This window comes from Shewanella sp. UCD-FRSSP16_17 (assembly GCF_001675935.1).
In the GTDB taxonomy this organism is placed as follows: Bacteria; Pseudomonadota; Gammaproteobacteria; order Enterobacterales; family Shewanellaceae; genus Shewanella; species Shewanella japonica.
The window spans coordinates 170,951-187,693 of sequence record NZ_LZFV01000046.1; the positions used below are offsets into that span (position 1 = coordinate 170,951).

General features: G+C 41.8%; 16 protein-coding genes. 9 read left to right on the forward strand and 7 right to left on the reverse strand.

What is annotated here, in order from left to right:
* The first annotated feature begins 75 nt into the window (after positions 1-75).
* Complete coding sequence (locus A9267_RS17890) at positions 76-1,044, forward strand: LysR family transcriptional regulator (RefSeq protein WP_065110174.1); 969 nt, start codon at positions 76-78, stop codon at positions 1,042-1,044.
* Between the two features lie 229 nt (positions 1,045-1,273).
* Complete coding sequence (locus A9267_RS17895) at positions 1,274-1,621, forward strand: NfeD family protein (RefSeq protein WP_055025371.1); 348 nt, start codon at positions 1,274-1,276, stop codon at positions 1,619-1,621.
* Positions 1,622-1,725: 104 nt separating this feature from the next.
* Here the strand turns inward: A9267_RS17895 and A9267_RS17900 are convergent, their stop codons facing one another.
* The 3 genes from A9267_RS17900 to A9267_RS17910 form a co-directional block, all read right to left on the reverse strand.
* Entirely contained in the window at positions 1,726-2,331 is a 606-nt protein-coding gene (locus A9267_RS17900; protein WP_065110175.1) for a hypothetical protein, read from the reverse strand.
* A 767-nt stretch (positions 2,332-3,098) separates the two neighbouring features.
* Positions 3,099-4,502, reverse strand: a complete 1,404-nt coding sequence (locus tag A9267_RS17905) for a tetratricopeptide repeat protein (RefSeq protein ID WP_065110176.1) — start codon at positions 4,500-4,502, stop codon at positions 3,099-3,101.
* 31 nt (positions 4,503-4,533) lie between these two features.
* Positions 4,534-5,265, reverse strand: coding sequence for a hypothetical protein (locus tag A9267_RS17910; protein ID WP_065110177.1), 732 nt, complete (start codon positions 5,263-5,265; stop codon positions 4,534-4,536).
* A gap of 195 nt (positions 5,266-5,460) precedes the next feature.
* Here A9267_RS17910 and A9267_RS17915 point away from each other — a divergent pair, with 195 nt between their 5' ends.
* On the forward strand, positions 5,461-5,988 hold the full coding sequence (locus A9267_RS17915; protein ID WP_065110178.1) for a DUF2780 domain-containing protein: 528 nt from the start codon (positions 5,461-5,463) through the stop codon (positions 5,986-5,988).
* Between the two features lie 128 nt (positions 5,989-6,116).
* Positions 6,117-6,566 carry a tellurite resistance TerB family protein gene (locus A9267_RS17920; protein WP_055025375.1) on the forward strand — a complete coding sequence of 150 codons (450 nt, stop codon included), beginning with the start codon at positions 6,117-6,119 and terminating at the stop codon, positions 6,564-6,566.
* Between the two features lie 88 nt (positions 6,567-6,654).
* Here the strand turns inward: A9267_RS17920 and yjeH are convergent, their stop codons facing one another.
* Positions 6,655-7,923, reverse strand: coding sequence for an L-methionine/branched-chain amino acid transporter (gene yjeH / locus A9267_RS17925; protein WP_065110179.1), 1,269 nt, complete (start codon positions 7,921-7,923; stop codon positions 6,655-6,657).
* Positions 7,924-8,101: 178 nt separating this feature from the next.
* On the opposite strand from yjeH, the gene A9267_RS17930 reads away from it, so the two are divergent.
* The 5 genes from A9267_RS17930 to menE all read left to right on the forward strand — a co-directional run bounded on the left by A9267_RS17930 (position 8,102) and on the right by menE (position 13,914).
* Positions 8,102-8,530, forward strand: coding sequence for an Lrp/AsnC family transcriptional regulator (locus tag A9267_RS17930; RefSeq protein WP_055025377.1), 429 nt, complete (start codon positions 8,102-8,104; stop codon positions 8,528-8,530).
* Positions 8,531-8,689: 159 nt separating this feature from the next.
* Complete coding sequence (gene menD, locus A9267_RS17935; protein WP_065110180.1) at positions 8,690-10,417, forward strand: 2-succinyl-5-enolpyruvyl-6-hydroxy-3-cyclohexene-1-carboxylic-acid synthase; 1,728 nt, start codon at positions 8,690-8,692, stop codon at positions 10,415-10,417.
* Complete coding sequence (gene menH, locus A9267_RS17940; protein WP_065110325.1) at positions 10,417-11,187, forward strand: 2-succinyl-6-hydroxy-2,4-cyclohexadiene-1-carboxylate synthase; 771 nt, start codon at positions 10,417-10,419, stop codon at positions 11,185-11,187. Before menD ends, menH begins: the two co-directional genes overlap by 1 nt.
* A 72-nt stretch (positions 11,188-11,259) precedes the next feature.
* On the forward strand, positions 11,260-12,366 hold the full coding sequence (gene menC, locus A9267_RS17945; RefSeq protein WP_082972446.1) for an o-succinylbenzoate synthase: 1,107 nt from the start codon (positions 11,260-11,262) through the stop codon (positions 12,364-12,366).
* A 48-nt stretch (positions 12,367-12,414) separates the two neighbouring features.
* Complete coding sequence (menE, locus tag A9267_RS17950; RefSeq protein WP_231919207.1) at positions 12,415-13,914, forward strand: o-succinylbenzoate--CoA ligase; 1,500 nt, start codon at positions 12,415-12,417, stop codon at positions 13,912-13,914.
* 79 nt (positions 13,915-13,993) lie between these two features.
* Here the strand turns inward: menE and rpoH are convergent, their stop codons facing one another.
* The 3 genes from rpoH to ftsE all read right to left on the reverse strand — a co-directional run bounded on the left by rpoH (position 13,994) and on the right by ftsE (position 16,742).
* On the reverse strand, positions 13,994-14,857 hold the full coding sequence (gene rpoH / locus A9267_RS17955) for an RNA polymerase sigma factor RpoH (protein ID WP_065110182.1): 864 nt from the start codon (positions 14,855-14,857) through the stop codon (positions 13,994-13,996).
* Positions 14,858-15,084: 227 nt separating this feature from the next.
* Positions 15,085-16,050: a permease-like cell division protein FtsX gene (gene ftsX / locus A9267_RS17960; protein ID WP_065110183.1), complete on the reverse strand. Its 966-nt coding sequence runs from the start codon at positions 16,048-16,050 to the stop codon at positions 15,085-15,087.
* Positions 16,050-16,742, reverse strand: coding sequence for a cell division ATP-binding protein FtsE (gene ftsE / locus A9267_RS17965; RefSeq protein ID WP_055025382.1), 693 nt, complete (start codon positions 16,740-16,742; stop codon positions 16,050-16,052). The genes ftsX and ftsE overlap by 1 nt, the downstream gene beginning before the upstream one ends.
* Position 16,743 lies beyond the last annotated feature (1 nt).

The following is a 16,743-nucleotide window of genomic DNA, read 5'->3' on the forward strand; positions in this document are numbered from 1 at the left end:
GCGCATTTTAGACTACTCATGGTATGAATAGAAATGGTATGATTTCCTAAGTAAATTTCCCTAGAGGAATATCATATGAATATTGATAATCTGGCTAAAATTGATCTCAACCTATTGGTCATTCTTCAAGTCTTACTTGAAGAACAAAGCGTCACGCGCGCCGCCAGCCGCTTGCACTTAAGCCAGTCAGCATTGAGTAAAAGTCTCAATCGCTTACGTTCAACCTTAGATGATCCATTATTTCAGCGAACCGCACACGGACTTAAACCTACCGCGCATGCCATTCAGTTAGGCGAGCAATTGCCACAAATATTACAGACATTGCATCAGCTCACCCAACCACCAACTTTTGAGCCTGCAAGCAGTAATCAACATTTTTCATTTTCCATGGTCGAAAGTGCTTACGAAACTTTGCTACCGTATTTTATCGGCACATTGTTACATGATGCCCCTAACGTCAAACTCGACTCGTATGTTTGGACCGAAAAGTCGATGCAAGATTTACAGTTAGGACAAATTGATTTTGGTATTGCAGGTCGTGACACTCACCCTCAAGCCGATTTAAAAATTGAGCAACTACCAGACGGTATCGAGCATCAAACCCTATTTAAAGATAAGCAAGTATGCTTGGTTCGCCAAGATCACCCCATGCTAGCAATAATACAAAGCCCGCAATGGAATTTGGCAAGCTACCTCACAATGTCACATGTGCAAGTGCGCTGCGAAGGCAATGATTGGTGGGCGCTAGATTATCACCTAGCAGAACAAAACTTACATCGTCGTATCAGCACCACAGTGCCCGATTTTTATGGCGCTGCCAGTATTTGCGCGTACAGCGATTTAATCTTTACCTTACCATCGAGCTTTGCCCGCCACGCGGTTAAACTTTACCCTTTGGTACAAGTCCCCTTGCCATTTGAATTTATGCCAATGGCTTATGTGTTGTTATGGCATGAACGTAACAGTCAAGCACCTGGACATTTATGGCTACGGAATATTATTTGTGAAAGTGTGGCGAAAGCCGTGAATCAAAGCGATGTTTAATTTTCCTAGATTCAAATAAACGATACTGATTAAAACCAATGACTTAATGCTTGCAGCCCCAAACCCGTAACCTTAGCTAACAAACATTAACCAGGTTTAACGTGACGTTAATAGCTGTTCCATTGCATTATTAATATACAAATTCTACGGCTTCGAATTTAACAAGCCATTCTAGAGACGTTTCCATCGCCTTTTGATTCGTGTCTAGCCAGTAAATTGAGGAATATTAATGAATTTTAACCAGTTTATAAATCAAGCCCAACTGAAACAAAAAGTTGGCACCATGAATCCTATTTTTGCACTACTATCGATTATCGCTATCGGCTTGATGTCGATTGTTTTATTGCCATTTTTAATTGTGTTTGCCGTTGTTAGCTTTATCGGGTTAAACCTACTTGGGCGCAAGTACCTAGCCCCAAAGATGCAGCCAATTTTCGGTCAACAAGCACCAGATGAGGTTTATCGAGGCGATCCGAACATCCAACGTGAACGTTCGGTTTACCAATCAGATATGTTTAAGCAAACAGGCAATCACAGGCAACGTAGCGGTCGCACCTTCGACCATCAACCTGACTAAACATTCATATGGTCAGTTAACCTTGATTCCCCTGAGATTGATTGACCATGATGTTTATTAAGGCTTATGAGAGTTTGAGTATTTTTAAAATAATGATGGAATTATTAGTTACTAACTTCATTTAGTACACCATTTTTATGCAACTCTCTTAGCAAATCATTTACTTCTGCTTTGAAAGTAGTATGATTAATTTTTAAAGATTTACCATATTCTGCCAAAGCTGAATAATGTGCTAAAGCTTGCTGTTTGTGAACTTCCAATTGAGATTCTGCATACAACTTTTCTGAAAATTCCCATTTTGAAACTAAATCATTATTCAATCTAAAAGAGTCCACCATTCCCTTTGCAATTGTGTACGTTTTAATAATTTTCTTTCGTAGATCATTATCTGGTATCCGCCCTATTAAGAAACAATTTGCGTTATAGACAGTAAAAAAGTCACTAACTAAAGGGTAATAGAAAGCCAGAGGTTCATTCTCCTTAAGGGTTTCTATTTTACTTCCCATAGTATCCTGATAACGTTCAAAAATAGTTTCTAATTCATCATGAATAGCTTGAAGTACACCCTTGATTAATTTCTTTTCGTTCTCTTCTGATTGTACTTTCTGATTATTAAATGACTTCTGTGTAGATTTTAAAGCGAAAAAACCAGTGATAATACCACCAATCACAGCACCTGAAATTGCTGAACCAAACGAACTAAAATCCATATAAATACTCCATTAAATCTAACTGCTAAATTTTTTGCCTTTTAACGGTAAAGTATCAGCTATTGATTCATATCATACTACTTTTCTTATCTATCTCAGGCAAAACCATTTTATGTTTAAATAATTTACGTCTAAAGTCGTGGCGCTTCGCCCACACCAGACCAAAAGGGAGTGAACGGCAACTCCCTCTTGGATCACCCACCCGCTCCATTGAAGCGTTGTTCCCTCAATCTTATAAGTGAATTTCCTAACGCCTCAGATTCGCCATCCATGGCTCAATCTAAGGCTACCACGGCATCCTTGCCGAGCTCACGAAAATTCACTTAACGCTTTCGGACACTTCAAACGGAGACCATTTAGCCTGCAAGTTCATCTCTTATTCCTAGATAGAACTAAACTTTAAGGACTTATAGCTTTCGAATTCGGCCTGAATTTTCATAACAATTAAGCTCATCAAGAAAATCGCGTGAGTCTGGCCATGGATGGCCAGCTAGCTTTCGAGGGGAAGGGACGCCCCATCGGAAGCGATAGCGATTTTCGTAGATGAGCAAGAACACTCAAATGTGTTTTCAGGCTAGATAAACTTCCGTTGGAAATTTTGCTTTTTAAATTTCGCCGGAACGGCTAGGGATATCGAAAAGGGAAAAGCTGTTGTTTCCCTTTCGTCTGGTGTGGGCGAAGCGCCACGACCTTGATCTGTTTCATGTAGAAGAAATTAATTAAAAAGGTCATCCAGACATCTAAACTTAACTACCCAAAGATCAAAATTAAGCCAAAATCCCTTGTGCATGAATCAAAGATTTCAGCTCTTCTTCACTAGGTTTAAGCGCGATCACATTATCAATTTGAATTTGAAGTGATTGCCAAATCGGTTCGATAATCTCAGCTTGTTCATCATTAGCATATTGTTTGGCTAGTTTAAGCAATGACGCCGATTCAACCACATCAATGCGTTTAAATACACCATCAGCAAGCGCGACACTTAGCTCTATCATTGCAGGAACACTGCGGCCATAGTTAATCACATCTCGCAAATATCGCTCTGCTAAACACACATCTGCGCCTAAACCTGAATCATCATTAAGCATATGCTGGGCTCGGGTAAACATGGCGTCTAATTGACCTTGCTCGGCCGCCTCTGCCAACCAATGTTCACTGGCATTTGGATTTGCTTCACAGCCTTCACCATTAAATAACATCAAGGCAAGATGATATTGAGCATGAGGGTAACCCGCTTGAGCCGCTTTATTAATCCATTCAAAAGCCTTATCAAGCTGCTGTTGCTGATAATACAAAACGCCTAGGTTTGACATTGCTTCAGTGTTTTCAGCTAATGCAGCTTGCTCTAACCAATTCGCCGCTACCGCTAAATCCACTGCAAAGTTTTCACTACCAACCAAGAAAAAGAAGCCTAATAGAGCTTTCGCTTCTATGACGCCAGCCTCTGCAGCACGTTCAATAGCTATCTCGCCAGCTAAGGCATTTTTTTCACCACTGTAGCCATGCAGTAAAGCAACGCCATGCTCAAATAAGGCTTGTTGATGCTTGTCTGAAGCCAACTCAAACCAATTAGCCGCTTGCTTAAATGTGCCAGCTGACTCAACTTGATTTTCGGCATCTTGCTCAAGTGATTGCTCTTGCTCTTGTTGCATTAACGCTTTTGATTTAAGCGACATACCCACCAAGTACTGAGCCTGCGGATCGTTGTGCATCACAGCTTGATAGCACAGCTCACGCCCCACATATGAATCAAAGGCTTCAAACTGATACTCAGGCGCTTTTTTTCGGTGTACTTTTGGATACAGCAAGGTAATTAACGACAAGATATTCTTGATGGTTTTCTCAGCCAGTGAGACAAGCTGCTCTTGCGTTAAATGATATTTTTCTGGATGAGCACCACGGTTACCGTCGCTGCGTAATCGGTGCAGTGCACGTGTGGTTGGTACATCAATAAAACGCATTCGATTCAATTGCTCGATGCGGTCATATAAGTTCGGGCTATTAAATTTTACGGAATGTTTATCGGCTAATAGCGAGGTGACTTGGTGGGTAAAACTACGAACGAACACCAAAGCCTGTGTTGGAATATCTCTAACGTAGCTTTTGGCTTTGGTGTAATCGTCTACGATGTCAGCTGAGAAGCCGCCAATAAATTCAATATCATTTAACACTGGCGTGGCTCCTTAGCATGATTACTCGCATTTAGATTTCTGTGGTATCTGATTCACTATCATCTGTCGTACGGTTAACCATATACAATCTAAATAAGGCAACGTTAACGAAAAGTCCTAAAAATGCGAACAAGGTATCAATAATAATGCGTAGTGGGAAGCCACCGAATTCTGTTAACTGCAACACGACACCGCCTACCATAGAAAGTGGCAGATATAACATTAAAATAAGCATAGTTTTCAATACGATTGGTGATGAAAACTTAAAGCTACTTTTAATGGCTTCAAGCGGTGATACACGTTCTACGATAACCATAAAGTTGACGTATGCAAGGCGAGCAAACAAGTAGAAACTAATACTTAATCCAATAATCCAAAATGGCCCAAACACGGCAAATAACATAACAGGTGCCAAAATGGCTAAACCAGAGAATACCCCTGCGAGTAGTAATGGTGGCACAAAGGTAAAGCTGTTTTTAAGCACTAAACCAGGGGTCACATCATGACCTCGTGAACGAACCTCTAAATACAAGGTTAGCGCGGCAATCAATAATGAAAAAATTAACAGTAACGCCATCATGGCTGCACCATGAATAGCGCCAAACTGTGGGATTTCTACTTCAGCTTGCGCTGCGAGTTCTGTTCCTAACCACACTTGGATCATTACTTGAATTAACAGTAGTGGCACAGTAAGCGAAGCAAGCTGTGCAATATGGTTACGAAAGAAATTATATGCTTCAGTCAAAATTGCAGACAATGACATGGGATTTCCAATAATCTAAATAAGACAAATATGCTGCTAAGGATACCGAAAAAACAGTGTTTTTGCACAATTGATATTGAAGCTTAATAGAAGTTAATCAAATCAATTGTCACATTTTTGTGAATAACGTTAAAATGGTGACACAATATCGATACCTCACCTTTAATCATTCAACAAAACCACAGGATGGCCATGATGAAATTAAGCCCTGCAGTAAGTCTTCTAATAGCGATGTTTGCCCTAACTTCACCAGCACAGGCAAGTTGGTTAGACAGTGTATTTGGAAGCGATGAAAAGAAAGTAGAACAAGTAGACACTGCGGCTACTCAATCTACTGACTTAGTTGGTAATGTCATGTCACAACTCGGGTTAAGCCAAGAACAAGCCCAAGGCGGGTTAGGCACGCTTTTAAGCCTAGCGCAATCAAACCTAGGCGGTTCTGATTTCAGCCAGCTATCAAACAGTATTCCTGGAGCCGATGCATTACTCGCAGCAGTACCTGAGCTATCTTCAGATTCTGGTATGTCAGGGTTATTATCCCAGGCGGGTGACTTAGGTCAGTCATTTGAAGGCGCAGCTATGGTTTATGATGCATTTGAACAACTTGGTATCAAAAAAGAATACGTAGCGCCTATGGTCGATATCGCTAAATCATATTTAGAGACTAACGGCAGCGAAGGTACAGTCGATTTGCTGATGAAAGGTGTTAATTCATTGCTATAAGCCAAACAGCATTTAGGATTAACATAATTTAATGCCGAGCAATTCGCTCGGCATTATTGTCTCTGTTAAGCTTAATCAATATAGATTTCCCATTAAATGCGCTCATTAGCTGGCGTGTAGGAGGCAAAATGATCGCGAAACTGAAACAGTTTTTACAATCCCATGCTCAAGCTGTGACCCCTGAGGAGCAAGCGCAACAGCTAAAATTAGCCGCAGTGAGTTTACTACTTGAAGTCATGTATGCAGATGAGACGCTCGATGAGCAAGAAGTCGCCATGCTCCCAAGCATGATTAGTCACAGCTTAAATATCAGTTCAGCTGAAGCAAATGCATTAATTGACGAGGCCAAATTAGTTCAAGGTAACGCAACGTCGTTATTTGAGTTCACCGCCGAAATTAATGCTCAATGCTCAATTGAACAAAAGCAAAAGCTGCTACTGTGTATGTGGAAGCTGGCATACTCTGATGGCAAATTGTGCCGAAACGAAGATCAAATCATTCGCCGAACTGCAGATTTGCTGTATTTAAAGCATAGTGAAGTCATTCAAATGCGTAATATTGCCATGGAGCAACGCTAACTCAGTTTTTGCATAATTTAGTCACAAAAAAACAGCGCATTAAGCGCTGTTTTTTGTTTTGGCTTTTGTTTAAGTTATCTAGGAAATACTACACTAACTGTTTGCGAGCTTGATGCTGTTTCTGCCAATACATAAACGGAGCTATCACCACCAGTAGAATAAATGAATACAGCATATTTTCAGCTAAGGCGATGCCCACGCCAATACAAAATACACTACCACCAATAATCAATGGCAAATAACGTTTGCTGAGTAATTTTACTGCCGATAGCATGGTCAGCAGATAAATAATCACAAACACACCATTACTCCATGCAATAAGATCTTCAAGCTTTTGCTCTGTCACAAAGGTTAAGGTGATGACCAATGCCATGATGGTCAAAATAGTGTTCAACGCACGTAATGGCACGCCATAGCCATTAAGCTGGCTAAAATAACTTGGCAGCACCCCTTCTTTACTAAAACTCCACAATAATCTCGCTGCACTTGCACAATACACATTGACCGTCGCCAAACCACTGGCAATACCTAATACCCCAATCACTTGTGCACCCATGCCTTGCCAAGTGATATCACCTAATAACACATWGAATGCATGGATCATGGCTAAGCCTTCTTTATCACTTGGCACCATCAACAGCAATAAAGTACAGATAAGGTAAATCACGCCAACGAGGACAGTGCCTATCATCATAGCCGGTAACATATCCTTTTTAGGATCGTTAAAATCATTGGCTAAATGTGTCATAGCTTCGATGCCCAAAAAGCTCCAAAAACCGATCCCCATAGCTAACATCACTGTAGAAGCTTCTGGTGAAGCCATACTTGCAAAARATTCCACTTGGCTGACATTGGTGCCACTCGCACCAAATAACACTGCCACAACAGCGATAATGGCTAGCGTTAACGCAAATTGCAACTTGGCCGAAACTTGAATCCCGCGATAATTAAGCAGTAACAATACCGCCACAATGGTGAGTTCGGCCGCTAATTGCCCCCAGCCAGTAATAGACACAAGTGCATCCATAAACTGGAAGGTCATTAAAATCGCTGCTGGCGCTCCAATGGGTATCACAAACAAGAAAATTAATCCTATTGTGCGCCCTGCTGTGGTGCCATAAGCTTTCTCAATAAAATAGGCAGGCCCTGCGGCATGTGGGAAGCGACTAGCCAATAACCCAAACACCACCGCAACAGGCAAAATGGCGATGGTTAATATAGCCCACGCCAATAATGCACCACTATTTGCCACCGCAATGGTCATTTGCGGCAAAATAAATACCCCTGTACCTAGCAAAGTGGTGGCCATCAACCCGGCACCTTGCCAGCGCCCTATCGTTCCTGTAATTTGATTCATTGGCTTATTCTATGGTGAAGTTTGAAAGAATTATAAAATTAAAATGATAAACAAACTGCCGTAAATACCCCACAAGATAATGGATTAAACCACCATATTGACGGAATTAATGCAAGAAACCGACATTATGGCGGCCCACTTATAACGGTTCAGCCTTTTAAAGCGAGTAAGACTTCACATGGACAAATTCGACCAACTCATCATTAATGCACTACGTGCCAATGCCCGCCAAAGTATTTCTCATATCGCTGAGACAGTCAGCTTATCACGTAGTGCTGTAACCGAGCGGATTAAAAAGCTCGAGCAATCAGGGATCATTCGTGGCTATCAAGTGTTATTAAGCGAGTCACAAAAAGAAGGCGTTTCTGCTTATTTTGAAATTCAGCATGAACGGGCTAATTGCGCCGATGTTGTCCATGTGTTCCACGCCATTCCAGAGGTAATCACATGCCAAGGAATCACCGGAGAAATGGATTTATTGGTGTATGTCAATGCGGCATCCATGAAGCGATTACATGAAATCCGAGAGTATATTGATGCGCAAGCCGATATTGTCAAAATTAAAACTCATGTTGTAATGAGCGAATGGATTAACAATCAAGCGTAACGCACATTTTATAATTAATTTATTGGTTATACTGATGAAAATAGCCAACATTTATTAAGCCAGTGACTCACATTCTGTAAGGTTTGTGGTTAACACTTAGCGTAAACAACCATGTTGAAACTTTAGGTTTCAGGCACTTTTAATTGGGTATTTATTACTATGCAAACACAACCTACGTCTGACATTAACTTACTATGGGGTGCGTTAATCCTAGAAGAGCTAGCTCGGCTTGGCGTAAAACACGTTTGCATGGCTCCAGGCTCACGCTCAACGCCTTTAACCCTAGCTGCGGCGGCGCAACATAAACTTGAGCGCCACATGCATTTTGATGAGCGAGGACTTGGTTTTATGGCGCTAGGCCTTGCCAAATCCAGCAATAGTCCAGTTGCAATAGTGACAACATCAGGCACAGCTGTTGCTAATTTATACCCTGCCATCGTTGAAGCATGGTTAACTCAAGTTCCATTAATTGTATTAAGTGGAGACAGGCCACCTGAGCTTATTGGCTGCGGTGCCAATCAAGCCATTATCCAACCTGCTATTTTTGCTGATTATGCCAAGCAAGTGAATTTGCCAACGCCAGATCTCGCTATCAGTCCAAACACACTCTTAACAACAATTGACGAAGCCGTGGCTAACCTTCAACAACCTGTGCATTTTAATTGCATGTATCGTGAGCCACTTTACCCAAGCGAGTTGGAGAGTTTACCAGCACTGATAGCATCATCAGCATCTTATACTCAACCGATCTCAGAATGGGCAAATCACAGCCACCCTTATACCGACTATGGCCAGGTTTCCTGTAATAACCTGCCCTCAGAAGACACCATGATGCGTTTTGTCCATGGTAAAGGCATCATTGTAGTGGGTACGCTTTCGCCTCATGACAATCCATCACTCATCATTGAATTATCACAAAAGTTAGGCTGGCCAGTCGTCACAGATGCTCAGTCACAATTACGACAACACCCAAGTGTTATCGGCCATATTGATCAATTGATGCTACACCCCAAAGCAACCAAATTTGTAGAGCAAGCAGATAGATTATTGGTATTTGGCGGCCGATTTATCTCAAAAAGGCTTATTAGCTTTATTGCACAACATCAATGGCACAGTTATTGGCAAGTACTTCCCAATCAGCAACGACTCGATCCTAACCACCAATCTAAACGTATTTGGCAAGCCAGTGTTTCAGCCATATGTAACGCGCCTTGGCCCCGTTCATCTTCAGCCAATTGGGCTTTACCTTTAATTGAAATGAACCAGCAGCTAGAGGCGCTGTTCACACAGCACATAGATCAAAGTCGTTTTGGTGAGCCGCAAGTTGTACGTCAACTTGCTAAAGCGCAGACCTCAAACCACCAGTGGTTTATTGGAAATAGTTTACCGGTGCGCTTATACGACATGTTTTCTCCTATAACCTGTGAAACACCGCATATTTATACCAATCGTGGTGCATCTGGTATTGATGGATTAATTGCAACATCCTGCGGTATGGCCCTTGCCACGCAACAACCCAGTACTTTGTTAATTGGTGATATATCCAGTTTACATGACCTTAATTCGCTGGCTATCTGCAAACAAATCACAACCCCTTTTGTGATCGTGGTGCTCAACAATGATGGCGGCAATATTTTTAATTTATTACCTGTGCCAAATGAAGCGGTCAGAGATGAATTCTACCGTTTAAGTCACGGGCTGGAGTTTGGTTATGCCGCTGCCATGTTTGGCTTGCCTTATAACCAAGTAGATTGTTTATCTAGCTTTAATGAGGCTTATACTGATGCAATGGCTTATGCAGGGACTTCTGTAATTGAAGTCAATGTTGCCCCCAATCAGGCAAGCGATCAAATAAAGCTCATTGCACAATGGGTGAAACAACGCTAATGCCAACCATTAAACGTTACGGTGACACAGCATTACCTGCACTGGTTTTATTACATGGTTTTTTAGGTTCAAAAGAAGATTGGCAAGCCAGCTTGCCCATTTTAAGCCAGTACTTTCATTGTATCTGTATCGATTTACCAGGCCATGGTGAAAACGATCAAATATTACCTTCTCCTGGTTTTGAAGTATTAGCTCAAACCATTGTCGATAAAGTGATCAAGCTAGGTTACCCGCAGTTTCATTTACTGGGTTACTCTCTTGGTGGGCGCGTTGCTTTGCACATTGCGAAGTTCCACCCACAAGCATTGTTAAGTTTAATGCTAGAATCCGCCCATTTAGGCTTATGTTCCACTCGAGATAAACAAGCTCGTTTGAAACATGACCAAAAGTGGGCAGATAAACTCGATAATATGCCGATAACTGACTTTTTAGCCCAATGGTATCAGCAGCCTGTATTTGCAGATCTACAAGACAGCGCGCGTGAGCAGCTGATTAGTATACGCAGTAAAAATGATCCGCAAGCGCTACTCCATTGCTTTAGAAGCACTTCATTGGGTTTACAAGATAATGGCCAAAAAGTGTTGAAACAATTACACTGCCCAAGATACATGTTGGTGGGTGAGCAAGACAGCAAGTTTTCTAAGCTGGCGCTTAAGTGGCAAGAAAAAATCGATATGTCGGTGATCAGTATTCCAAATTCTGGCCACAATACCCATAAAGCCCAACCACAGATGTTTGCCGCAAGGATAGTACAACTTTTATATCCTTAGCTAACCTTTAACGGTAAATGAAATTTAGCCACCTTAACCGAGGTGGCCATCGCTTTATAGGATATTTGCTTTATGCACTTTGATGCCCCACAACCTTTAAGCCATTCATGCTCTACTCAAATTGGCGAAACGACTGACAATGTGGCGCAAGCAAGCATCCGAGAACTGAGCATACATCAATATAAAATTGACCTTGAACCGGCTCTGCCCGTCGCCAGTCAGCGAATTAATCAACGTTTAGGGCTAATCATCAGTGCCACATTTGATAACTGCGCCCCAGAGTTTGTGGAAATAGCCCCTTTGTCAGGTGTTGATATTCAAGGTGAACCGCTAACTGGGTTTAGTCCTGAATCATTATCACAGGTCATTGAATACCTTGAACAACAATTACCTTCTCTGATAGGGCAACCTATCAAGGCACTGAATGAACTTGCCAATCAAGCGCCCTTTGCATCTATAGGTTTAGGGTTAAGTTTGCTCGGGTTTAAATCGTCATCACAATTTCAATATGCCCATGTTGATGAACGTAAAGTTGGCCTATTTTATTATAAAGACGACACCAGTATTGAGACCTTAACGCAGCAAGTTAATGCGTTACCCATAGGGACTTATTCCATTAAAGTTAAAGTCGCTCAGGCAAGTATCGAGCAAGAAATTACATTTATTCATCAAATTTTAGCTATTAATCCAAAACTGAAATTACGCCTTGATGCCAATCAAGGTTTTAGCGTTGAGCAAGCTATTGAGTTCTTAGCTTGCCTACCAAAACAAGCTATAGAGTACATCGAAGAGCCTTGTAAAACGCCCGAGCAAAGCCAACTTGTATACCAAAGCCTACATATCCCCTTTGCACTTGATGAAACCTTAAATGATGGTCATTACCAGTTTGACATGCTTGAAGGACTCGCAGCCTTGATAATCAAACCTATGGTACTCGGTAATATTGATAAATTAGTTCAGCTGATTAACCTTGCTACTAGCCATGGCGTGCGGTGTATTTTAAGTTCAAGTTTAGAGGCCAATCTTGGGATTGGGGATCTTGCGAAACTTGCTGCAGTGTTAACTCCAGACGAAATTCCTGGGCTTGACACACTTGCCAGTTTTACTCAGCCATTAATGAACTCAGACAATCAACTTAACCTTGAGGTATGTCAACTGCTTCAACACTACCAAGGTTAATTCTGGTCGCTATTGAGCAAAAGTAGGCAGCATAAAATAGGTATGAAGATGATTTCTCCATTGCATCAAACAGCCCTTAATCAACCGAATGCTATCGCCATCAAGCAAGCATCAAGTTCAGTGGGTTCGTTAACCTATCAGCAACTCAGTGCCATGGTTTGCCACCTAGTTAATACGTTGCAAACACAGGGTATTAAACAACATAGCCGACTCGCTTGTGTCAGCAAAAATAATCTCGAAATGGTTTGCTTATATTGGGCTTGTGTTGACTTGGGTGCCGTGTTGTTACCCATTTCCCCACGCTTTCCTGCACAGCAAATTAACCAATTATGTCAACGCTTTAACATTGATGCGATATGGCTTGAACCTTCATTTATGGATGACTCAAGCATTAAGCACAATAACAAAACGGACAATAATCGCGTCGTAAACAAGCTACAACTTACCATCTCGCTATCTAACACTGCTTTAGCTGGCGCGATACCTAAAATAAATCCCCAGCAACCGTTAAATATCATTTTGACCTCAGGCTCTAGCGGTGCACCAAAAGCCGTTGTACATTGCTTAGAAAACCACATTGCTAGTGCAGTAGGTTCTGCTAACAACATCGCGTTAGCACAGGGTGATAGCTGGTTATTATCCTTGCCGTTATTTCATATTGGTGGCTTAGCCATCATTAATCGATGCGCTCTTGCTGGTGCAGCAGTGGTGTTAAATGATAGCCAAGCTTTGTGGCAACAGATCATTGCAAGCAAGGTGACTCATGTTTCGCTGGTTGCGGCGCAATTAAGTAAGCTACTTGCACAACATCCCCACGCATTAGATAGTGTCAACGCCTTATTATTAGGTGGTGGTGCTATAGAACCTCATTTAGTCTCAGCGCTTGCTGACAAACAAGTTAATGCTTATTGCAGTTACGGTATGTCTGAGATGAGTTCGCAAATCACCACGGCAGCTATCAATCCACAGGGGCATCTCGGCCAAGTATTATTACATCGCCAACTTAATATCGTCGATAACACCATTTGGGTTAAAGGCGACTGCCTATTCTTGGGCTATTTGGCTGACTCAGATAAAAATGAGTCGTCACACGCAGCAATCACCCAAGCATCACTAACATTGCCACTGGATTCACAAGGTTGGTTCAATACTCAAGACCGAGCAAAACAGGACGAAAAAGGCAATTTATACTTGCTTGGACGCACTGATAATATGTTTATCTGTGGCGGCGAAAATATTCACCCAGAGGAGATTGAAGCTGCGCTAAAATCGCACCCTCTAGTTAATGATGCAGTGGTATTTGCTCAAGCTGACCCGCAGTTTAGCTTATTACCCGCTGCCATTATCCAGTTAACAGATAAACACTCGTCCCTTACAGCAAAGATAATCGAATCGTTACAACAACATGTCCTGGCGAAAGTGGCACGCTTTAAACGTCCTCGCCAGTATTATTCATGGCCTGAAAATGTCATCACTACGAGCCTTAAAGTTCCTCGAAAAGCGATCGTTGCTGCGGTTAAAGCCAACTTGAATGAAGTAAACAATTAAAGACATACTCAGTCTTTTCAAGGCATAAAAAAACCTGCCGGAGCAGGTTTTAATCATCTTGGCAGCATCACTAATTAACTTAGATTTCCATACAAGATTTCAATTTGTTCATTGCATTCTTTTCAAGCTGTCTGATACGTTCAGCCGATACTTGATAAGTGGCTGCAAGTTCTTGCAATGTGGTTTTATCGTCATCTAACCAGCGAGAACGAAGAATATGCTGGCTTCGCTCATCAAGGGTTTTAATCGCTGAGAATAAACGAGCTTGTGAATCCGATTCCCAGTTTTCATTTTCAACTTCTAATGCCACATCAGAAGAGTGATCTTCTAGGTAATGAACAGGAGCAAAATCAGCGCTGTTGTCATCGTCATTGTCGTTGGTTAAGTCAAATGCAGGATCTTGCGCCGCCATTCGCGACTCCATTTCGGTAACGTCTTTTTTAGACACACCAAGATTCTCTGCAACCATGCCAACTTCTTCATCACTAAACCAGCCTAAACGCTTTTTAGTTTTACGAATATTGAAGAACAATTTACGTTGCGCTTTAGTGGTTGCAACCTTCACGATACGCCAGTTTTTAAGCACGTACTCATGAATTTCCGCTTTAATCCAATGCACAGCAAAAGACACCAAACGCACACCAACATCAGGATCAAAGCGTTTTACTGCTTTCATCAAACCAATGTTGCCTTCTTGGATAAGGTCCGCTTGTGGCAAACCATATCCAGAATAACCTTTCGCCACATGCACAACAAAGCGCAAGTGAGACATAATTAATTTCTTCGCAGCTTGTAGATCACCAGTTTCTTGCAAACGTTTAGCTAACTCATGCTCTTCCTCTGCCCCAAGCATCTCGATGCCTGTGACTGATTGCATGTATGCTTCTAAGCTGCTACTTCCTCTAGGGACAGTGAGTGACATAGATTGCGATTGAAAGGCCATTAAAGCTCCTACTAGTTACTGCGTTTTTAACACTTTTTTTACTTAAAAGATTTTAAGTAAGTGGTGAACTATCTATTATAAGACAAGATATGTCAACAGTGGTTCAACACCGAAATGCACATAAAATATGCGCTAAATGATAGTCGTCTGAAACATAAGAAAATGCAAGTGAACAAATGTTCATTTTTTCGATAGTCTTAATCTAGCATGCCTATACGACAGAATTATTAAGACGGTTCAATTGCACGAAGATGTTGCCTAACAGACAAATATGAACCCAACCACCCCAAGAACGAAGCTAGCAGTACTAGCTTAACTAACTCAGCCACACTCAAAGATTGGATCTGCAACTGACTACCATACAAACCCAATAGCTCAGCAAGTGCAGAATCGAGGTACCAAACCAGTAAATTGATAATAATCCACGCCAAAACGCCACCGATTACACCATACCAAATACCTGTATAAAGGAAGGGACGCTGGATAAMCGCTTCTGTCGCACCGACAAGTTTCATCACTTCAATTTCAGTGCGGCGATTCATAATAGCCAGGCGAATCGTATTACCAATAACCAATACCACAGCCAAAACCAATAAGGCCGCTATGGCTAAAACAGTACGCTCTATTAATCTAACCATGGCTTGCAAACGCTCTAGCCATTCAATATCTAAGCGGCCAAAGCTCACTTCAGGCTCTTGCTCAAGCTTAGCCAGCAACTGCCTTGCCCCTTCAGGGCTAGAATGGCGCGCTAAAGGTGTGACCACCACCACGGCAGGTAACGGGTTTGAATCTAAATAAGATAATGCTTCGCCAAAACCAGATAAACGTTGAAACTCTTCTAGTGCTTGGTCTCGGTTAATATAATCAACCACATCCACTTCGGCATACACTTTTATACGGGAAATTAGGCTTTGAATGGACTGCTCACTTCGGCCTTCATTAATAAATAATGAAATTTCTGCAGCGTTATTCCACGACTGGGTAATATTCTCTGCATTTTTTACTAAGACTTGCAGCGCCGCAGGTAAGCTTAAACTGACCCCTAATACTGCCATGGTCATCACTGACGAAATAGGGTTTCGCCACAACTCACCAATACTCGCCATCGCTTGTTGAATATGACGAACGAAAAACATCACTAATCGACCAGTAAACGGTAGTTTGCTTGCGGTAATGCTCACCTTATTTGTCATTACGCCTGTCCCTGAGTATCTGTCGTGTAAATCTCATCACCACCTAGCATCTTGCCTTGGCGTAGGGTTAAGGTGCGATATTTCATCCGAGCAATTAAGCCCAAGTCATGGGTTGCGATAAGCACACTTGTTCCCGCATCATGAAAGGTCTCAAATAACCGCAAAATATCCATCGATAACTTAGGATCTAAGTTACCCGTTGGTTCATCGGCAAGTAATAAAGGCGGTTTATTAACAATCGCCCGGGCAATGCCGACACGTTGTTGCTCACCGCCTGATAACATGACCGGTAGATGGCGCTCTTTACCGTATAAACCAACCATATCTAAAGCACCAGCAACTCGCTTACGAATTTCACCATGGGAAAAGCCTTCAATAACAAGAGGCAAAGCCACGTTATCAAATACGCTTTTATCCATTAATAGGTGATGGTTTTGAAATATCATACCGATATTACGGCGAAGATATGGCACATGTTTTTTGCCTAACTTAGCTATATCATGGCCATTAATTGAGACTTTACCTGCACTAGCACGTTCAATCACAGTGATCAATTTGAGCAAGGTACTTTTACCAGCGCCAGAATGTCCGGTTAAAAACGCCATTTCACCTTGATGCAGGCGAAAATTGACTTCTGACAAGGCTTTTTGGCCACCTGGATAAATTTTACTGACTTGCTCAAAATGGATCATA